The sequence below is a fragment of the Lutaonella thermophila genome (genome assembly GCF_055387725.1).
On the sequence record NZ_AP043783.1, the window covers coordinates 2,195,804 to 2,214,303 of the forward strand.

The 18,500-nt window shown below is 33.9% G+C and carries 20 protein-coding genes; 14 read left to right on the forward strand and 6 right to left on the reverse strand.

From position 1 onward, the window contains the following. Window positions 1–6 precede the first annotated feature (6 nt). From ACZ5CF_RS10435 to lptB, 4 genes are all read left to right on the forward strand, one after another. Entirely contained in the window at window positions 7–972 is a 966-nt protein-coding gene (locus tag ACZ5CF_RS10435; RefSeq protein WP_464579322.1) for a KpsF/GutQ family sugar-phosphate isomerase, read from the forward strand. Further along, the gene (gene tatC / locus ACZ5CF_RS10440) at window positions 972–1,793 is read left to right on the forward strand and encodes a twin-arginine translocase subunit TatC (RefSeq protein ID WP_464579323.1); all 822 of its coding nucleotides are present in this window, start codon (window positions 972–974) and stop codon (window positions 1,791–1,793) included. Before ACZ5CF_RS10435 ends, tatC begins: the two co-directional genes overlap by 1 nt. Then, the gene (locus ACZ5CF_RS10445) at window positions 1,786–2,136 is read left to right on the forward strand and encodes a carboxymuconolactone decarboxylase family protein (protein WP_464579324.1); all 351 of its coding nucleotides are present in this window, start codon (window positions 1,786–1,788) and stop codon (window positions 2,134–2,136) included. The genes tatC and ACZ5CF_RS10445 overlap by 8 nt, the downstream gene beginning before the upstream one ends. Window positions 2,137–2,208: 72 nt before the next feature. Next, window positions 2,209–2,949, forward strand: coding sequence for an LPS export ABC transporter ATP-binding protein (gene lptB, locus ACZ5CF_RS10450; RefSeq protein WP_464579325.1), 741 nt, complete (start codon window positions 2,209–2,211; stop codon window positions 2,947–2,949). Here the strand turns inward: lptB and ACZ5CF_RS10455 are convergent. Further along, window positions 2,939–3,694, reverse strand: a complete 756-nt coding sequence (locus tag ACZ5CF_RS10455; RefSeq protein WP_464579327.1) for a CDP-alcohol phosphatidyltransferase family protein — start codon at window positions 3,692–3,694, stop codon at window positions 2,939–2,941. The two genes, lptB and ACZ5CF_RS10455, sit on opposite strands and share 11 nt — an antisense overlap. Window positions 3,695–3,824: 130 nt before the next feature. On the opposite strand from ACZ5CF_RS10455, the gene lnt reads away from it, so the two are divergent. The 8 genes from lnt (at window position 3,825) to ACZ5CF_RS10495 (ending at window position 13,738) form a co-directional block, all read left to right on the forward strand. After that, window positions 3,825–5,423, forward strand: a complete 1,599-nt coding sequence (gene lnt / locus ACZ5CF_RS10460) for an apolipoprotein N-acyltransferase (RefSeq protein WP_464579328.1) — start codon at window positions 3,825–3,827, stop codon at window positions 5,421–5,423. Further along, window positions 5,420–7,285 carry an ABC-F family ATP-binding cassette domain-containing protein gene (locus ACZ5CF_RS10465; RefSeq protein ID WP_464579329.1) on the forward strand — a complete coding sequence of 622 codons (1,866 nt, stop codon included), beginning with the start codon at window positions 5,420–5,422 and terminating at the stop codon, window positions 7,283–7,285. The genes lnt and ACZ5CF_RS10465 overlap by 4 nt, the downstream gene beginning before the upstream one ends. After that, on the forward strand, window positions 7,285–7,794 hold the full coding sequence (locus ACZ5CF_RS10470; protein ID WP_464579330.1) for a hypothetical protein: 510 nt from the start codon (window positions 7,285–7,287) through the stop codon (window positions 7,792–7,794). Before ACZ5CF_RS10465 ends, ACZ5CF_RS10470 begins: the two co-directional genes overlap by 1 nt. A 24-nt stretch (window positions 7,795–7,818) precedes the next feature. Then, window positions 7,819–7,989, forward strand: a complete 171-nt coding sequence (locus ACZ5CF_RS10475) for a hypothetical protein (RefSeq protein ID WP_464579331.1) — start codon at window positions 7,819–7,821, stop codon at window positions 7,987–7,989. Continuing rightward, window positions 7,961–8,536, forward strand: coding sequence for a cob(I)yrinic acid a,c-diamide adenosyltransferase (locus tag ACZ5CF_RS10480; protein WP_464579332.1), 576 nt, complete (start codon window positions 7,961–7,963; stop codon window positions 8,534–8,536). Before ACZ5CF_RS10475 ends, ACZ5CF_RS10480 begins: the two co-directional genes overlap by 29 nt. A gap of 144 nt (window positions 8,537–8,680) precedes the next feature. Further along, window positions 8,681–8,902 carry a DUF2795 domain-containing protein gene (locus tag ACZ5CF_RS10485; protein ID WP_464579333.1) on the forward strand — a complete coding sequence of 74 codons (222 nt, stop codon included), beginning with the start codon at window positions 8,681–8,683 and terminating at the stop codon, window positions 8,900–8,902. A gap of 80 nt (window positions 8,903–8,982) precedes the next feature. Then, the gene (gene secA, locus ACZ5CF_RS10490) at window positions 8,983–12,345 is read left to right on the forward strand and encodes a preprotein translocase subunit SecA (RefSeq protein WP_464579334.1); all 3,363 of its coding nucleotides are present in this window, start codon (window positions 8,983–8,985) and stop codon (window positions 12,343–12,345) included. A 109-nt stretch (window positions 12,346–12,454) separates the two neighbouring features. Continuing rightward, window positions 12,455–13,738 carry a sterol desaturase family protein gene (locus ACZ5CF_RS10495; protein ID WP_464579335.1) on the forward strand — a complete coding sequence of 428 codons (1,284 nt, stop codon included), beginning with the start codon at window positions 12,455–12,457 and terminating at the stop codon, window positions 13,736–13,738. Here ACZ5CF_RS10495 and ACZ5CF_RS10500 read toward each other — a convergent pair. Continuing rightward, window positions 13,701–14,105 carry a hypothetical protein gene (locus ACZ5CF_RS10500; RefSeq protein ID WP_464579336.1) on the reverse strand — a complete coding sequence of 135 codons (405 nt, stop codon included), beginning with the start codon at window positions 14,103–14,105 and terminating at the stop codon, window positions 13,701–13,703. The genes ACZ5CF_RS10495 and ACZ5CF_RS10500 overlap by 38 nt on opposite strands. 8 nt (window positions 14,106–14,113) lie before the next feature. Further along, entirely contained in the window at window positions 14,114–14,680 is a 567-nt protein-coding gene (locus ACZ5CF_RS10505; RefSeq protein ID WP_464579337.1) for an RNA polymerase sigma factor, read from the reverse strand. A 138-nt stretch (window positions 14,681–14,818) separates the two neighbouring features. Between ACZ5CF_RS10505 and ACZ5CF_RS10510 the strand changes: the two genes are divergently transcribed. Together ACZ5CF_RS10510 and msrA are read left to right on the forward strand one after the other, a co-directional pair. Beyond that, complete coding sequence (locus tag ACZ5CF_RS10510) at window positions 14,819–15,160, forward strand: DUF6249 domain-containing protein (protein WP_464579339.1); 342 nt, start codon at window positions 14,819–14,821, stop codon at window positions 15,158–15,160. 107 nt (window positions 15,161–15,267) lie between these two features. Beyond that, entirely contained in the window at window positions 15,268–15,930 is a 663-nt protein-coding gene (gene msrA, locus ACZ5CF_RS10515; RefSeq protein WP_464579340.1) for a peptide-methionine (S)-S-oxide reductase MsrA, read from the forward strand. A gap of 1 nt (window position 15,931) precedes the next feature. Here msrA and ACZ5CF_RS10520 read toward each other — a convergent pair whose 3' ends face one another. From ACZ5CF_RS10520 to ACZ5CF_RS10530, 3 genes are read right to left on the reverse strand one after another with little or no spacing between them, the layout of a single operon-like run. Continuing rightward, complete coding sequence (locus tag ACZ5CF_RS10520) at window positions 15,932–17,317, reverse strand: hypothetical protein (RefSeq protein ID WP_464579341.1); 1,386 nt, start codon at window positions 17,315–17,317, stop codon at window positions 15,932–15,934. Further along, on the reverse strand, window positions 17,283–17,885 hold the full coding sequence (locus ACZ5CF_RS10525) for a hypothetical protein (RefSeq protein WP_464579343.1): 603 nt from the start codon (window positions 17,883–17,885) through the stop codon (window positions 17,283–17,285). The genes ACZ5CF_RS10520 and ACZ5CF_RS10525 overlap by 35 nt, the downstream gene beginning before the upstream one ends. Beyond that, complete coding sequence (locus ACZ5CF_RS10530) at window positions 17,869–18,411, reverse strand: RNA polymerase sigma factor (protein ID WP_464580851.1); 543 nt, start codon at window positions 18,409–18,411, stop codon at window positions 17,869–17,871. The genes ACZ5CF_RS10525 and ACZ5CF_RS10530 overlap by 17 nt, the downstream gene beginning before the upstream one ends. Window positions 18,412–18,500 lie beyond the last annotated feature (89 nt).

Below are 18,500 nucleotides of genomic sequence, written 5' to 3' on the forward strand. Positions count from 1 at the left end.
TAAAACTTGAGTAATCTAGAGTCTATAATTTCAGATGCCAAAAATACAATAACTAAAGAAGCCGAGGCAATAAAAAATTTGGTTTCTTTGGTAAATGCAGATTTTGCCAATGCAGTAGAATGCATTTACAACTCTAAAGGAAGAGTTATAATAACCGGAATTGGCAAAAGTGCTATTATTGCAAATAAAATTGTTGCAACGCTAAATTCTACCGGCACTCCAGCCATTTTTATGCATGCAGCAGATGCCATACATGGCGATTTAGGAATTGTTTTAGAAGACGATGTAGTAATTTGTATTTCTAAAAGTGGTAACACTCCAGAAATTAAAGTTCTTGTTCCATTAATTAAAAATGGAAAAAACAAATTAATTGCCATAACAGGTAATAAAGATTCTTTTTTAGCATCTCAGGCAGATTATGTACTAAACACCTTTGTAGAAAAAGAGGCTTGCCCAAATAATCTTGCACCAACCACCAGTACTACTGCGCAACTTGTTGTGGGTGATGCCCTTGCAGTATGCTTGGTAAAATTAAGAGGTTTTAGTAGTAAAGACTTTGCAAAATATCATCCGGGAGGCTCATTAGGTAAAAAGCTATATTTACGTGTAGAAGACATCTCTAAAGTTAATCTTAAACCAAAAGTAACAGCAGATACTGATGTTAAAAAGGTAATTATAGAAATTACCGAAAAAATGCTCGGCGTAACAGCTGTGGTAGAAAATGATAAAATTATAGGGATTGTAACCGATGGAGATATTAGACGAATGATGAATTCTTATGATGATATTAATGGTTTAACTGCCGGAGATATAATGAGCAAAAACCCTAAAACCATTGCTGCCGATGCAATGGCTGTTGATGCGCTGGAGCAAATGGAAGCCAATGGGATATCGCAATTATTGGTTGAAGAAAATGGTAAATATGCCGGTGTAGTACATTTGCATGATTTAATTAAAGAAGGAATCATTTAATGGCTACAAAAAATCCTCAAGAAATGTCGTTTTTAGACCATCTCGAAGAGCTGAGATGGCACTTAATCAGATCTACGTTAGCTATCCTAATTGTAGGTATTGTTGCTTTTGTTGCTAAAGATTTCATTTTTGATACCATTATTTTCGGCCCCAAAAAAGCTAACTTCCCTACTTATAACCTATTCTGCAATATTGCTAAATTTTTAGGTTTAGACGAATCGTTTTGCGAAGGACCGCAATTTAGAATACAAAGTAGGGTTATGGCCGGGCAATTTTCTGCACATATTTGGACCTCTATTTGGGCCGGATTTATAGTTGCTTTTCCTTATGTATTGTACGAAATGTGGAGATTTATTAGTCCGGGGCTTTACGACAATGAGCGTAAACATGCCAGAGGATTTATTTTTGTTGCCTCATTACTATTTTTTAGCGGTGTGCTTTTTGGCTACTATTTAATATCTCCTTTATCTATTAACTTTTTAGCTAATTATAAAGTAAGTGAAGAGGTTTTTAACGACATAGATTTAAGTTCGTACATATCAACAGTTAGAGCCTCTGTAATAGCCTGTGGTATTATTTTTGAACTCCCAATCGTGATTTATTTTTTAACCAAAATAGGTTTAGTAACACCAGAGTTTTTAAGAAAATACCGAAAATTTGCTTTAGTAATAGTTTTAATTCTATCTGCAATTATTACTCCGCCAGACGTTGCCAGCCAAATTATAGTAGCTATTCCTGTTTTAGTACTGTACGAAGCAAGTATTTATATCTCTAAAATTGTCTTAAAAAGACAAGCCAAAAAAGAACAAAAAAATGGGTGATCTTGTAAAAGAATTTAATGACTACAGAGCTAAAATGAATGAGCGCATTTTGGCCGATAATAACAAAATAATTAAACGCATTTTTAATTTAGATACCAACGCCTATGCTCCGGGTGCTTTAGATGTTAAAACTAAAGAGTTGTTAGGATTGGTAGCTTCTGCAGTATTACGTTGTGATGATTGTATAAAATATCATTTAGAAACCTGCTACAAAGAAGGGTTAACAAAAGCTCAAGTAATGGAGGCTTTAAGCATTGCTACACTTGTTGGTGGTACAATTGTTATTCCGCATTTACGAAGAGCTTATGAATTTTGGGAAGCATTAGAAGAACAAGAATCTTAATATTTTAATAAAGTCTGATAGCGTTTACAGTAAATCATTAATTTTAACGTCATATAATATTTTACCTGCACTATGAAGCTAAGAGCCGAAAATATCATGAAAACCTACAAAGGCCGTCAAGTTGTAAAAGGAATCTCTTTAGAAGTAGAGCAAGGAGAGATTGTAGGTTTATTAGGACCAAACGGAGCAGGTAAAACCACTTCTTTTTATATGATTGTTGGGTTAATTAAACCTAATGGCGGTGCTATTTATTTAGATAATACAGACATTACCAATTACCCAATGTACAAACGAGCACAAAACGGTATTGGGTATTTAGCACAAGAAGCCTCTGTATTTAGAAAGCTCACCGTAGAAGAAAATATAATGGCCGTTTTAGAGCTTACAAAACTTACTAAAGCTCAACAAAAAGAGCGCACCGAGCAATTGTTAGAAGAGTTTGGTCTTACAGATAGAAGAAAACGGCGTGGCGATTTACTATCTGGTGGAGAACGAAGAAGAACAGAAATTGCACGTGCTCTGGCAACAGATCCCAAGTTTATTTTGTTAGATGAGCCTTTTGCAGGAGTTGATCCGGTAGCTGTAGAAGATATTCAGAGGATTGTATCTCAGCTAAAAACAAAAAACATAGGGATTTTAATAACAGACCACAACGTACAAGAAACATTGGCCATTACCGAACGCTCATATTTAATGTTTGAAGGGGCTATCTTAAAAGCCGGTGTACCCGAAGAACTTGCTGCCGATGAGATGGTTAGAAAAGTTTATTTAGGCCAAAACTTCGAGTTAAGAAAGAAAAAAATCACACCTTAACCTTTTCTTTATCAGGTAAAATTACAGATATAAGCACGTAAAGTACAATTAGTAACGGAATAGCTAAAAAACGTACTGTTATTAACGCCATTAAACTTAAAAGCAAAAACGTATACCTAATTGAATTTTCTTGAAAGTTCCAGTTTTTAAATTTCAGTGCAAATAATTTAACCGGAACATTCATCAGTAAGGTTAATAACAAAATAACCCCAATTAAAAACCACTCGTTTGCAATTAATGTCTGAGCACTCTCATTATTTTCATGGAAAAGTATTAATGGTAGCGATACCACAAATAATGCATTTGCTGGTGTTGGAAGCCCTTTAAATACATCTGATTGCTCTTCGTCTATATTAAATTTAGCAAGCCTATATGCTGCACCCAATGTTATTAAAAAGCCTAAAAAAGGTACTGGGTTATTGTATAGTAGTTGCCAAGAGTGTATCGCTATATCGTCACTATTTGTAGTCCACTGGTTTACCGCACTTAATTGTAAAAGTTTATACATAATTACACCTGGCACTACTCCGCTAGTAACTAAATCTGCTAAAGAATCCAACTGTACGCCAAGACTACTCTGCACTTGTAAAAGTCTTGCTGCTAATCCATCAAAAAAGTCAAAGAAAATTCCTAAAATAACCAAGTAAGCTGCTGTAACTAAAGCTCCATTAACAGCAAAAACAATTGCAAAACATCCGCATAATAAGTTAAGAAGGGTAATTAAATTTGGTATATGTTTTCTCATTATTAGTTGTCTTTGGGTAAAATTAAATTTTTGTTTAACACGAATGTAAAAAAAGTAAAGCGAATAGCCTTATTATTATGATATTTGCACGCAACGGCATAAATTACACAACCAACTTATTGCCTTTTACATGAAAAAAAACATTCTTTTAGCAGTTACAAGCGGATTATTATTGGCAGCCAGCTGGCCAACCTATGGTGTTCCCTTATTACTTTTTATAGCTTTTGTTCCGCTTTTATGGACAGAATTTAAACTCAGAAATGCTTCAATAAAAAGAAAAAAACGTAAGATTTTTGCTTTAGCATACACCACATTTGTGCTCTGGAATGTGCTAACCACAGGCTGGCTTTACTATGCAGATTTGTTTGGAATGCTGTTTGCCGTTTTGGTTAACGCATTGTTAATGAGCTTGTTTTTTTTGCTTTATCATGTGGTTGCTAAAAGAGTTCCTACATCTAGAGGATTACTTTTTTTGCCTGCTGTATGGATTGCTTTTGAAAAATTGCATCTGGGCTGGGATTTTTCATGGCCATGGTTAAACCTGGGGAATGCTTTCTCTGAATATTACCACTGGATACAATGGTATGAGTACACAGGTACTTTTGGTGGTACGCTTTGGGTTTGGATTGTAAATTGTGGTGTTTTTGTTGCCTTAAAAAAATATGCTTCTACAAAAAACAAAAAAGCACTTTACAGAAGCTTGTCTGCAAGCCTCTTAGTTGTTGCTATCCCGATAATAATTTCTTTGTTTATTTATGCAAGCTACCAAGAGCCACAAAAAAAAGTAAGTGTAATTGCTTTACAGCCCAATGTAGACCCTTACACAGAAAAATATAATATGGCAAACTTAGAAGTTGCCCAAAATCTTTTTGAATTAGCCAAAAACAGCACAACCCAAAAAACAAATTTTATTTTAGCGCCAGAGACTGTTTTTGCTGAAGGTTTTGGAGAACGGCTAAATACATTTAGGGAGAGTGAGCTATACAAAAAACTTAAAACCTATAACCAACAAAACCCAACTACAAACTTGTTGGTTGGAATTCAGTTTTTTAACACCTACAATCAAAAAAGTCAAATCACTAAATTCTCTAACAGGCTTAGAGAAAACTTATGGTACGATACGTATAATTCTGCTTTGTTTATGAATGCTTATAATGATTTTGATGTGTATCATAAATCTAAGCTTGTGGTTGGTATAGAAACGTTTCCGTACAAAAGCATTTTAGAGCCTCTTTTAGGCAATATAATGATAGATTTAGGAGGTACTGTTGCTGTTAGAACAACGCAAGAAGAGCGTGATGTTTTTACATCTTTTGATGGTAATTATAGTGCTGCCCCGATTATTTGCTACGAATCTGTTTATGGTGAGTTTGTTACCGGATATGTTAGAAACGGTGCTAACTTTTTGGCGATTATAACTAACGATGGCTGGTGGCAAGAAACACAAGGCCATAAACAGCACTTAAGCTATGCCAGACTTAGAGCAATAGAGACCAGAAGAAGCATTGCCCGGAGTGCAAACACAGGTATATCTGCACTAATAAACCAAAAAGGAGACATTATTAAATCACTCCCATACAATACGGAAGGTGCTGTTTCCGGAAGTATCTCGGTTAATGATAAAATTACTTTTTACACACGATTCGGAGATTATATTGCACGATTAGCCATGTTTGTTGGCGCTCTTATTTTATTAACGGCCTTTGCCAAAAAAAGATCTGAAGTGTGAATTACATATCAGTAGAAAATATAGCCAAAGCATACGGAGATCGTGTTCTGTTTTCTGATATTTCTTTTGGTATAAATAAAGACCAAAAAATTGCTTTGATTGCAAAAAATGGTACTGGTAAAACCTCTTTGTTAAATATTTTGGTCGGTAAAGATGAACCTGATTCCGGGCAAGTAGTTTACAGAAAAGATATTCAATTAGCTTTTTTACCTCAAAAACCGCAACTAAATGAACAACTAACCGTAGAAGAAACCATTTTTGCGTCGAATAATCCTATTTTAAAAATTATCCGGGAATATGAAAATGCGTTAAGCAATCCTACTAACGAAGAAGCCTATCAGAAAGCTTTCGAAAAAATGGAACTTTACAATGCATGGGGTTTTGAAACGCAATACAAGCAAATTCTATCAAAACTAAAACTAGAAAATCTAAAAGCAAAGGTTAAAACCCTTTCAGGAGGACAAAAAAAACGGCTCGCCCTTGCAACTATTTTAATTAATAAGCCTAACATTCTTGTAATGGATGAGCCTACTAACCACCTTGATTTAGAAATGATAGAATGGTTAGAGCAATACTTTAGCAAAGAAAACATTACCCTCTTTTTAGTTACACACGATCGGTATTTTTTAGAACGTGTATGCAATGAAATTTTAGAATTAGACCAAGGTAAACTTTATACTTACAAAGGAAACTACTCGTACTATTTACAAAAAAAAGAAGAACGTTTAGAAGCTCAAGAAGCCTCTGTAGATAAAGCAAAAAATTTATACAAAAAGGAGCTTGAATGGATGCTTAGGCAACCAAAAGCTCGCACAACAAAATCTAAATCCAGAATAGACGATTTTTACATCATAAAACAAAAAGCTCATGAGCGCAGAAAAGAACATAAGGTTCAGTTAGAAATTAACATGGAGCGCTTAGGCAATAAAATTGTAGAGTTTCATAATGTCTCTAAAGCTTATCCTAACAAAACCATTTTAAAGGGTTTTAGTTATACTTTTAAAAAAGGAGAGCGCGTTGGGATTATTGGTAAAAACGGAACAGGAAAATCTACCTTTTTAAACTTGCTCACACAATCAGACAAACCAGACTCCGGAAAAATTATAGTTGGAGATACTGTAACCTTTGGCTACTACACTCAAAAAGGATTACAGCCAAAAACAAGCCAAAAAGTAATTGATGTTATAAAAGCCTATGGCGAATACATACCGTTAACAAAAGGAAGGCAATTAAGTGCATCGCAACTTTTAGAACGCTTTCTTTTTGATAGAAAAAAGCAATATGATTATGTTGAAAAGTTAAGTGGTGGAGAGCTGAAAAGACTTTATTTATGTACGGTTTTAATTCAAAATCCTAACTTCTTAATTCTTGATGAGCCCACTAACGACTTAGATATTGTAACCCTAAATGTACTTGAGCAATTTTTGTTAGACTATCCGGGGTGCCTTGCAATTGTTTCTCATGACAGGTATTTTATGGATAAAATAGTAGACCATTTATTAGTTTTTAAAGGCGATGGCATAATAGAAGATTTTCCCGGGAATTATAGTGATTTTAGAGCTTACCAAGATAGTGTAGCACCTGAAGTAGAAGCTGCCAATACAATTAAAAAAGAAAAGAAAACCTGGAAAAAAACCAACCAAAACAAGCTGTCATATAATGAGCAACGCGAATACAATAAATTAGAAAGCGAAATTGCAAAATTAGAAGCAGAAAAAGCAGCAATAGAAGCTAGTTTTATTGATGGCAATTTAGACGGTGAGCAAATAAACGAGCAGGCAATTAAATTACAAGAAATTAACACACAAATAGAAGAAAAAACAGAACGCTGGTTTGAACTATCCTTAAAAACCGAAATGTAATGAATTGGTATGCAATTGTGCAATACATTAATTTCTTAAGAGCATCTACCAATCAACACGATGTGCATTCACCTTTTATATATAATTTTATTACTAAAGGGCTTTATACAAAACCACACTATAAAACAACAAAATTCAATGCATTAGTTATAAAAGCTTATGCTTATTTTAAACCACAAAACGTTTTTTTACAAGAAACGCACAACCTGTCTTTTATACAACAGCATATAAATCAATCCATTATTAGTACAACACCTCAAAACGCAGATTTTTTGGTTTTTAACGGGACTTTAAATCTCAAAAAGGTTTTAGCTTTTTTAAACAATAATACTATTGCTCCAGAAAGCATAATTATTTTAAAGAATCCCAACACAAATAAAGAAACTATTAAAATATGGCAGACAATAAAACAGCATAATAAGGTTAAACAAACAATAGATTTTTATCATTCGGCAATATTGTTTTTTAGAACAACACAAGCTAAAGAGCATTTTACAATACGGTTTTAAAACCGTATTTTTAAAATAAAAATCATGAGTACCACTTGGTTAATAATAGCTATTGCAGCAGTCTTTATTTTAGTGCTGTACAACAATAAAAGAAACATACACAAGTTACGTGACAGGCAATCACGTAATTTTAAAGACAATTATTACAAAAAAAAGAAAGCTAAAGATGAAAATATACACAAGGACGGGCGATAAAGGAACTACTGCTCTGTTTGGCGGAACCAGAGTTCCTAAACACCATATTAGAATAGAAAGCTATGGAACTGTAGATGAGTTAAACTCTTGGTTAGGATTAATTAGAGATCAAGAAATAGACACCTACACAAAACTTACCATACAACACATACAAGACAGATTATTTACCCTTGGAGCAATTTTGGCTACCGATCCTGAAAAGGCAGTCTTAAAAAGTGGTAAAGAAAGGCTTAATATCCCTAAAATTAATGCAGACGATATTGTGCGTTTAGAAAAAGAAATGGACGCTATGAATGATCACCTCCCTCCTATGACACACTTTATTTTACCAGGAGGACATCAAACCGTGTCATTCTGTCACATTGCTCGCACCGTATGCCGTAGAGCAGAGCGTTTAGCAGCGCATCTCAACGAAAACGAACCTTTTGATGAACACGTTCTGCAATATTTAAACAGGCTTTCTGATTATCTTTTTGTGTTGGCACGAAAATTGTCCCATGATTTACAAGCCGAAGAAATAAAGTGGATTCCGGAAAAGGAATCTTAAAAATTAATATTGAGGTAAATTAAACACACTCAATTTATTACAAAAAATTACGTTCTTTTAAAATAGTGAGTAAATAATTGAAATTTTACTTGACTTTTTACGATAAAAATTTATTTTTGCAGAAATTTTAAAACCGTTTAGCAGATGTATTGGACCCTAGAATTAGCATCTTATTTAAGTGATGCGCCATGGCCAGCTACTAAAGACGAGTTGATTGATTATGCTATCAGAACGGGGGCTCCGCTTGAAGTAGTAGAAAATCTTCAAGCAATGGAAGATGAAGGAGAAATGTATGAATCTATTGAGGAGATTTGGCCCGATTACCCTACAGAGGAAGATTACCTCTGGAATGAAGACGAATATTAACAACCCTTAAATTATTACAGAAAAAAGTCTCTTTCGAGGCTTTTTTTTTGCTTAATTTTGACACAAAATATACCACTTATATGAGTTTTTTAAATTCAATCATAAAAGCATTTGTAGGAGATAAATCTCAAAAAGATATTAAGGCAATACAGCCTATTGTAGATAAAATTAAATCATTTGAAAGTAGCTTATCTGAACTCTCTAACGATGAGCTAAGAAATAAAACCCTAGAGTTTAAAGCTAAAATTAAAGCCAGTAGAGCAGAAATAGATCAAAAAATACAACAACTAAAAGATGAAGCTGCTCAAATAAATGATATAGACCGTAAAGAAGATATCTATACAGAAATAGATAAGCTTAACGACGAAGGCTACAAAATTACCGAAGACACCCTTAACGAAATTCTACCGGAAGCTTTTGCAGTAGTTAAAGAAACTGCAAGACGTTTTGCAAATAACACTACACTTACAGTTACTGCTACCCCTTTTGACAGAGAACTGTCAGGCACAAAAGATTACGTAACGTTAGAAGGAGAAAAAGCCATCTGGAGAAACTCTTGGGATGCTGCCGGAAAAGAAGTAACCTGGGATATGGTGCATTACGACGTGCAGCTAATTGGTGGCGTTGTGTTACATCAAGGTAAAATTGCCGAAATGATGACCGGTGAAGGTAAAACCCTTGTTGCAACTCTCCCGGTGTACTTAAATGCGCTAACCGGTAACGGTGTACACTTAGTTACGGTTAACGATTATCTGGCAAAACGTGATAGCGCTTGGATGGGGCCAATATTTGAGTTCCATGGGCTTTCTGTAGATTGTATAGATAATCACCAACCCAATTCAGAAGGCAGACGCAAAGCCTATGAAGCAGATATTACCTATGGTACTAATAATGAGTTTGGATTTGATTACTTGCGCGATAACATGGCGCATACGCCTCAAGACCTTGTTCAGCGTCCGCATAACTTTGCTATCATAGATGAGGTAGATTCTGTTTTAATTGATGACGCCAGAACCCCGCTCATTATTTCCGGTCCGATACCGGAAGGCGACAAACACGAATTTAATGAGCTTAAGCCTAAGGTAGCCGATTTGGTTCAAAAGCAACGCCAATACTTAACAGGTGTTCTTGCAGAAGCAAAAAAACTAATTGCAGAAGGTAACACTAAAGATGGAGGCTTTTTATTACTTAGAGTTTACAGAGGTTTGCCTAAAAACAAAGCCTTAATAAAATTCTTGAGTGAAGAAGGAGTTAAACAACTGCTTCAAAAAACCGAGAATTTTTACATGCAAGACAACAACAGAGAAATGCACAAAGTAGATGAAGAGTTGTTGTTTGTTATTGATGAAAAAAGCAATCAAATAGAGCTTACAGATAAAGGTATAGAATACTTATCGGCCGGAGACGAAGACAAAGATTTCTTTGTAATGCCAGATATAGGTACAGAAATAGCTAAAATAGAAAACCAAAATTTACCTATAGAAGAAGAAGCCAAGCTAAAAGATAAGTTATTTAAAGACTTTAGTGTAAAAAGCGAACGTATTCATACCCTAAATCAACTCTTAAAAGCATATACCTTGTTTGAAAAAGATGTTGAATATGTGGTGATGGACAACAAGGTGATGATTGTAGACGAGCAAACCGGTCGTATAATGGATGGCCGTAGATACTCTGATGGACTTCATCAAGCAATAGAAGCTAAAGAAAATGTAAAGATTGAAGCAGCAACCCAAACTTTTGCAACAATTACATTGCAAAACTACTTTAGAATGTACCGTAAACTATCCGGTATGACAGGTACTGCCGTTACAGAGGCCGGAGAGTTTTGGGAAATTTATAAACTCGATGTTGTTGAAATCCCTACCAACAGACCGGTTGCCAGAATAGATAAAGAAGACTTGATTTATAAAACCAAGCGAGAAAAATACAATGCTGTAATAGAAGAGATTGTAAATTTAGTAGAGCAAGGCAGACCCGTTTTAGTGGGTACCACTTCGGTAGAGATTTCTGAGCTATTAAGCAGAATGTTAACCCTCAGAAAAATTAAGCATAACGTTCTTAACGCTAAACGCCATAAACAAGAAGCAGAAATTGTAGCCGAAGCAGGAAAACCCGGCGTAGTAACTATTGCTACCAACATGGCCGGTAGAGGTACCGATATTAAACTTACCGACGAAGTTAAAAAGGCAGGCGGATTGGCTATTATTGGTACAGAAAGACACGATTCTCGTCGTGTAGATAGACAGCTAAGAGGACGTTCTGGAAGACAAGGAGATCCTGGTAGCTCTCAATTTTATGTCTCTTTAGAAGACAACTTAATGCGCTTATTTGGTTCTGATAGAGTTGCTAAACTTATGGATAGAATGGGCTTAAAAGAAGGTGAGGTTATCCAGCATTCTATGATGACCAAATCTATAGAAAGAGCTCAGAAAAAGGTAGAAGAAAACAACTTCGGTATTCGTAAGCGCTTGTTAGAGTACGATGATGTTATGAATGCACAACGTGAAGTTGTATATAAACGTCGTCGTCATGCCTTACAAGGTGAGCGCCTTAAGGTAGATATTGCTAACATGATTTACGATACTTGCGAGGTAATTGCAGAAACCAATAAGCTTGCAAATGATTACAAGAATTTTGAGTTTGAACTTATTAAATACTTCTCAATAACATCGCCTATTTCTGAAACCGATTTTACTAAACTATCGGTAAAAGAAATAACCAATACAATTTACAAAGCGGCCTACAATTACTATCAAGAAAAAATAGAACGCAATGCAGCAACCGCTTTCCCGGTAATTAAAAATGTATACGAAACTCAAGGCGAGCGTTATGAACGCATAGTTGTTCCGTTTACAGATGGTACTAAAACCTTAAATGTAGTTACCAACCTAAAAGAAGCATACGAAAGTAATGGTAAGAACTTAATTTCTGATTTCGAGAAAAACATTACGCTTGCCATAATTGATGATGCTTGGAAAACGCATTTAAGAAAAATGGACGAGCTTAAACAATCTGTGCAGCTTGCTGTACATGAACAAAAAGATCCGTTACTTATTTATAAGTTCGAAGCGTTTGAGCTTTTTAAAGAGATGATAGATAAGGTTAACAAAGAGGTAATAACTTTCTTATTTAAAGGCGAATTACCAACACAAGACCCGCAAAATATTCAGGAAGCAAGTAATGTTAGAAAGCCTAAAGAAAAGCTACAAGCCTCTAAAGAAGAGGTTTTAAATAGCGATGAGCTTGCTGCCCAAAACAGAGCTGCCGGCCAATCGCAACGCAGACCACAAGTTACTGAAACCATTGTTAGAGAAAAGCCAAAAATTGGTAGAAACGAACGCGTAACTATTAAAAATGTAATGACCGGCGAAAACAAAACTGTTAAGTATAAAGTTGCCGAACCCCTTATAGAAAAAGGAGAATGGGTATTAGTTAACGAATAGTTTTAACCAAAATAAAAGCTATCAAAAGGCAGTTGTATACAACTGCCTTTTTTATTTTACTAGTTTTAATAGAAAACTGTATATTTATTACAATCAACCAACTAACATTATGGAAACTTATGCCAACGCCCTTTTAATTGCCATTCCTGTATTTGTTGGGCTTGTATTACTTGAAATTCTGTATGGGTATTTCTTTAAAAAACAAACCTACAGAGTTATGGATACCGTTTCTAGCCTAAGCAGTGGCATTACTAACATAATTAAAGATTCTTTAGGACTTGTTGTTGTTTTGGTTTCCTATCCTTTTTTAGTAGAACACCTGGCTATCTTTACAATAGAGTCTACCACTTTAATTTATTTTGTGGCATTTATTGCTATGGATTTTGCAGGCTACTGGAATCATAGGCTAAGTCATAGGGTTAATTTATTTTGGAATCAACATGTAATTCATCATAGTAGTGAAGAATTTAATTTGGCTTGTGCCCTTAGGCAGTCTATCTCTAATGTAATTGGTTATTTTCCAATTTTACTTATACCTGCTGCTCTTTTTGGTGTTCCAGCTAAAGTAATTAATGTTATTGCTCCGCTACATTTATTTTTACAGTTTTGGTATCATACGCAACACATAGGAAAATTGGGATGGTTAGAATATATAATTGTAACACCTTCTCAGCACAGAGTACATCATGCTATCAATCCGGAGTATATAGATAAAAATTTAGGTCAGATTTTTTGTGTTTGGGATAGAATGTTTGGCACTTTTCAGGAAGAATTAGATCACGTTCCTCCTGTTTATGGTGTATTAAAACCTGCTTCTACATGGAATCCTATTCATATTAATTTTCAGCATTTTTGGAGACTGTGTAAAGATGCCTGGCGAACCAAAAGTTGGATAGATAAATTTAGAATTTGGTTTATGCCAACAGGATGGCGACCTAAAGATGTAAAAATTAAATATCCGATGCCTATTATTGAAGATGTTTATAATTTTAAAAAGTACGATACTCCTGCCTCTACGCCTTTTAAAGTGTACATAATCTTTCAATTAATCGTGAACACTTTATTAATGCTTTTTATGTTTTACAGCTTTACCAGCTTAAACTTTAATGAACTATTAATGTACGGAGCTATTGTGTTTTTTGGTGTTTACGGCTATTCATCATTAATGGATAGAGCTCCTTATGCCGTTTGGATTGAAGTTTTACGAAGCATTGTTGGTTTAGCCGTTATTTATTTAACAAATGATTGGTTTGGTCTAACTAACTTTTGGCCATTAGAAACGTATCCTGTAGTCCTGTACTTTGTTATTACAATGGTTGCCGGCATTTATTTTACGTACTTTGAGCAAGATGCATCTACTCTGAATACAACTGCTTATCAAACAAACGCTTAACAACAAACAATTGCACTAAAACCATTACTAAAGCTACTGTTAAAATATACGTTACTAATTTAGATATTTGCAGCCCAGAAATATTAAAATCTTGCAAGACGGTTGTTATTTTGTTATAAACTTCAAAATCGCTTAAAAAAGCATTACCCGTTGTTGTATTAACGCCTAAAACTATAACAGCAATACAAGCCAACGCAATGCCCCACCATGCCTTTTTGGGTATTAAAGGAGTGTATTGTAACAATGCTTTTTCCTTATCTATTGCATGCATTACATTATCTAAAAATGATGCCGAAGGATACTCTAATCCTTCCTCTATTACGGCTTTCTTAATAAGCTTGTCTATATTTTTATGCTGTAAACTCATACTATATTTTATTTAAATAACGCTTCTGATGGTTTTAATAAGCTTACCAGTTTAGCCCTAACTCTATGAAGCCTAATTTTTATGTTGTTTTCTTTTAGCCCTACAATTTTTGCAATTTCTTTTACCGAAAGTTCGTCAAAATAATACAAAGTTATTAGTAGTTGATCGCTTTCCGGTAGTTTTTTTATAGCATTATGTACAAACTTATGCTGCTCTTGGGTTACAACTATATCTAAACCTGTTTTAGTATCATCTATTTTATTAAAAACTTTCTCTTCTGTAATACTATCATGAAAAAAGGTGTTTGCTTTCTTTTTTAATGTATCTAGACAATGATTATATGTTATTCTGTAAAGCCATGTTGAAAATTTAGATGAACCCTTAAAGTTCTTTAAAGATTGGTAACACTTAACAAATGCCTCTTGCGCTACATCTTCTGCCTGTTCCCTGTTTTTAACCATTTTTAATGCAATAGTAAACACCATATTCTGGTATTTTAAAACCAAGTTTGAAAACGCTCGGGTGTTACCAGCCAATGTTTGCTGTATATAGTAATGGTCAGGTTTATTGTTCATTTTGCTAATTAGACGAATAAGTTACAAAACCGGTTACGTTTTATTTGTAAAAAAAAATTAAACATTTATGTAACCACCCTTGTTTTAAAACCGTCTTACCTACAAACAAAAAACAATAACATAAATTTTAAAACAATTATGGGATCTGAAGTAGTTATTATTCCGATTATGTTTGCTGTAATTTTTGGTGTTTTTTACCTGTTTATTACAGCCAGAAACAAAGAGCGTTTAGCTTTAATAGAAAAAGGTGCAGATGCATCTATTTTTTACAGTAAAAACCGAAAAATTACTCCCGTCTGGAAAATTCTAATTTTAAATTTAGCCTTACTTTTAATAGCTATCGGGGTTGGTATTTTTGTTGCATCTATTTTACATTACTCTCTTGGTGTAGATGATGAAGTAGCGTATCCCGGCACAATTTTCTTGTTATCCGGAATAGGGTTGTACGTTGGTTTTGTGATGACCAAAAATTTAGAATAAAAGATTCTTTATAGTAACATAAAAAGTGCTCGTACGAGCACTTTTTTGTTATGATGTAAGGTTTAAAAAAATACTTATACTAACTTGTAAATTATTTATTTAATAAAATGATTAAATACGTTTTAAACCTTACTATAGTGTTGCTTTTATTAGTAGGCTGCAAAAATAACGAAAGCAATAAAGTAACATCTGTAGCTGTAAACATGCCTACTCAAAATTTATCTGAATATAAAACAGCATACTTTGCAAGTGGTTGTTTTTGGTGTGTTGAAGCAATTTTTGAAAGTGTTAAAGGAGTAAAAGAAGCTGTTTCCGGTTATGCCGGAGGAACTGAATTAAACCCTACATACGAGCAAGTTGCTAGAGGTAAAACCTCGCATGCAGAAACTGTAAAAGTTTATTATAATCCTAAAATTGTAGATTTTGCTACGCTGGTTGCAGTGTTTTTTGGTTCGCATGATCCTACAACCCTAAATAGGCAAGGTCCGGACAGGGGGCCGCAATACAGGTCTATAGCTTTTTATCAAAATAAAACAGAAAAAGCTATAATTAAAGCCTATATTGAGTTACTTGAAAAACAAAAAGTGTATAAAAAACCCATTGTTACCGAGGTTAAACCGATTAAAAAGTTTTGGAAAGCAGAAGAATATCATCAAGATTTCGAGAAAAAAAATCCAAACAACCCTTACATAAAAAGTGTTTCTATACCAAGGCTAAAAGCATTTAAAAAAAGATATCCTGATCTATTAAAAGAAGAAACTAAACATTAGCTTACTGCACAACAACATCACTATACTTAGCCATTATTGTTATGTTTTTATTTGAAGCTGGTTTTTGGTAAAATCCGTTTACTAAAACTGTTCTACCTTGCTTATTACTGTTGGTTTGTAATCTTTTAGGAATTGTAAAAGTAGTGCCAACAGACTCAAAATTAAAAGAAAAAGAGGTTTTGGGCAGCATTAAAACAGCCTCTGTATTGTTTAAATCTAAATGTACATTAGTAAAAGAATTTGTAATCTCATTTACATGTAAACTCCCCAGCTTACCAAAAATTTTTGCCTGCTCTTTTATATTGTCTATAACTACGTTAGAAGCATTGGTTTCTAAATCTAACACTGCAACATTGTTTAATTTAACCTCTTCTGCATAATTAACATGAAGTTTACCCCTATTCCAAGTATTAACAAAAACCGGAGCAAAAGACGATTTTATAACCGTTGCATTACCATCTACCACTTGGGCAAGCAACCTTGCATGAGACAAGGTTGCTTTAATGTTTTTAATGTTTTCTGCTAATTTAACTTCGCCGTGCCTAACATTAAGCTTGAGTTTAATTCCTTTGGGCATTTTTATTTTAATGACCTTTTTAATTTTAACTTTTTTATCGGTGTCAGACGAAAACCAAAAAACATTTTTTTTCTCTTTTTTTAATTTCGCAGCACGGGCTTCAGCTTCTTTTTTTCTGATAATAATTTCTTCTTTATTCTTTTTAAAATTCTCAGATATTTTTTTGTTCTGCTCGTGTACTTTTACTTTAAATTTTTCAATCTCTTCACGGTTTTTTTCTACTTCTTTACGCCAAGCCTCAAGTTTTTGTTTGTATTCTTTATCAAAGCTTTTATCAAACTCTTTTTTCCACTTTTCTAAATACTTATCACCATCTTTTTTATACGCTTCAAAATCAAAATTAAATTCGTTAATTCTCGGCATTGGAGGCAATGGCGGCATCTTTTTTAGCTCTACAATCATTGGTTGTATAGCCTCTTCAATTCTTATATCAAAATCTTCAAAATGTAAGTCGTTACCCGGCATTACCACCATATCTTTATGAAAAAACACATTGGGTTTTGTGCTAATAGTTACTTTACTGCTATTCCCTAAGGCTTCAAAATTCCAACCTTTAAAGTATTTTTCGGCCTCTTCTTTGGTAACGCCTTCTACTTCTATATAACCTTCAACCTCTACCGTGTTTTTGTTCCAGGTTTCAAACTCAATATCTGTATAACTGGTATTAATTTCTACTGTTGCATCCGGATTTACAGTAAATTTTTCGGAGTACTTTTTACTTTGCTTTTGTGCAGCAACTGTAACACTAAAAACTAGTAGTACCAGTAAAGCGGTTTTAAATTTGTTTGTCTTGTAATACATTGTTTTCATTTTTTTGCAATTTGTTTAATGTTTGTTTTAACCGATGTAACAATTGCAACCTTAATTCTAAATTTTGTATGAGTGCAGATACTGTTTGATTATTAGGACCAACAGTATTTAACTCAGTTATTAAATTGTTGTATTCTGTATTTAAATCTGCTAGTTCTTTCATATAATCGTCTAACACTTGTTGCCCTTCTTCCGGTACTTGCAGCTCGGCAAGTGTTAGGTTAATATTTGCTAAATAATAATCTTCTACCTTCTTTAAATCCGGAGATAAATCTCCTAAGGTAATCTGATCGTTTTTTTCTGATGTATTTTGATTGTTTTCTTGTGTATTAACTATTGTAGTATTAGTGTTTATTGAAGTTTTATTGTAAAAAAAGAATGCTCCAATACTAAACAACAGTGTTACCGAAGCTGCTATATTTAAAACCCAATAAAACGATTTTGTTTTACCGGTTTCGGGAAAAGCATTATCCAACTTTTTTAGAAAACGCTCTTCATGACCGGCTTTTAATTTTGCTTTGGTTGGCAATCTATGATTTCTGCATATTTCTCTAAGGTCTTGTGCCATGGTACGTTTTTTTTAGTATTTCTTTTAATTTTTTCTTTCCTCTAAACAAATGTGTTCTCGACATGTTTTCTGAAATGCTTAGTATCTGCGCTATTTCTGAGTGGTCATACCCTTCAAGTAAATACAACATAACAACGTACTTATATTTTTCGGGTAATTGTTCTATAGCTTGTACTACCTCTTGTAAAGTAACTTCCTGCTCTACATTCCAATCTTCATTATCTGCAATCTGAAGGTAACCTTCATCAATAGAAACTAATAGCTGTCTTTTTTTCTTTAAAAAATCTATGCTTTTATTAATTACAATTCGTTTTAACCAAGCTCCAAAAGTCACTTCGGCTTTAAATTGATGCAGGTTTTTAAAAGCTTTAATAAATGCTTCTTGTAAAACATCTTCTGCATCATTTACATCTTTTACATACTGCAACGCCACACAATACATTGCATCACAATACGATTTATAGAGCTGCATTTGAGCCTTTCTATCGTTTTTTTTACATCGTTCAATCAGTTGGTTTTGAAACATGCCGGCTGTTTCTAACTTGGTTACATTGTTACATCGCTTTAAAGACGACACTTTTTTTTGAGTGTTGCAATTTGTCCAAAAAAAATTAT

What these genes read in the sequence shown, in the direction of transcription:
- ACZ5CF_RS10495 (WP_464579335.1), top strand. Translation starts at nt 12,455, where the DNA reads ATGGAAACTTATGCCAACGCCCTTTTAATTGCCATTCCTGTATTTGTT.
- ACZ5CF_RS10500 (WP_464579336.1), bottom strand. Translation starts at nt 14,105, where the DNA reads ATGAGTTTACAGCATAAAAATATAGACAAGCTTATTAAGAAAGCCGTA.
- lptB (WP_464579325.1), top strand. Translation starts at nt 2,209, where the DNA reads ATGAAGCTAAGAGCCGAAAATATCATGAAAACCTACAAAGGCCGTCAA.
- ACZ5CF_RS10525 (WP_464579343.1), bottom strand. Translation starts at nt 17,885, where the DNA reads ATGGCACAAGACCTTAGAGAAATATGCAGAAATCATAGATTGCCAACC.
- secA (WP_464579334.1), top strand. Translation starts at nt 8,983, where the DNA reads ATGAGTTTTTTAAATTCAATCATAAAAGCATTTGTAGGAGATAAATCT.
- ACZ5CF_RS10530 (WP_464580851.1), bottom strand. Translation starts at nt 18,411, where the DNA reads ATGTTTCAAAACCAACTGATTGAACGATGTAAAAAAAACGATAGAAAG.
- ACZ5CF_RS10505 (WP_464579337.1), bottom strand. Translation starts at nt 14,680, where the DNA reads ATGAACAATAAACCTGACCATTACTATATACAGCAAACATTGGCTGGT.
- msrA (WP_464579340.1), top strand. Translation starts at nt 15,268, where the DNA reads ATGATTAAATACGTTTTAAACCTTACTATAGTGTTGCTTTTATTAGTA.
- tatC (WP_464579323.1), top strand. Translation starts at nt 972, where the DNA reads ATGGCTACAAAAAATCCTCAAGAAATGTCGTTTTTAGACCATCTCGAA.
- ACZ5CF_RS10480 (WP_464579332.1), top strand. Translation starts at nt 7,961, where the DNA reads ATGAAAATATACACAAGGACGGGCGATAAAGGAACTACTGCTCTGTTT.
- ACZ5CF_RS10510 (WP_464579339.1), top strand. Translation starts at nt 14,819, where the DNA reads ATGGGATCTGAAGTAGTTATTATTCCGATTATGTTTGCTGTAATTTTT.
- ACZ5CF_RS10485 (WP_464579333.1), top strand. Translation starts at nt 8,681, where the DNA reads ATGTATTGGACCCTAGAATTAGCATCTTATTTAAGTGATGCGCCATGG.
- ACZ5CF_RS10470 (WP_464579330.1), top strand. Translation starts at nt 7,285, where the DNA reads ATGAATTGGTATGCAATTGTGCAATACATTAATTTCTTAAGAGCATCT.
- ACZ5CF_RS10520 (WP_464579341.1), bottom strand. Translation starts at nt 17,317, where the DNA reads ATGAAAACAATGTATTACAAGACAAACAAATTTAAAACCGCTTTACTG.
- lnt (WP_464579328.1), top strand. Translation starts at nt 3,825, where the DNA reads ATGAAAAAAAACATTCTTTTAGCAGTTACAAGCGGATTATTATTGGCA.
- ACZ5CF_RS10445 (WP_464579324.1), top strand. Translation starts at nt 1,786, where the DNA reads ATGGGTGATCTTGTAAAAGAATTTAATGACTACAGAGCTAAAATGAAT.
- ACZ5CF_RS10475 (WP_464579331.1), top strand. Translation starts at nt 7,819, where the DNA reads ATGAGTACCACTTGGTTAATAATAGCTATTGCAGCAGTCTTTATTTTA.
- ACZ5CF_RS10455 (WP_464579327.1), bottom strand. Translation starts at nt 3,694, where the DNA reads ATGAGAAAACATATACCAAATTTAATTACCCTTCTTAACTTATTATGC.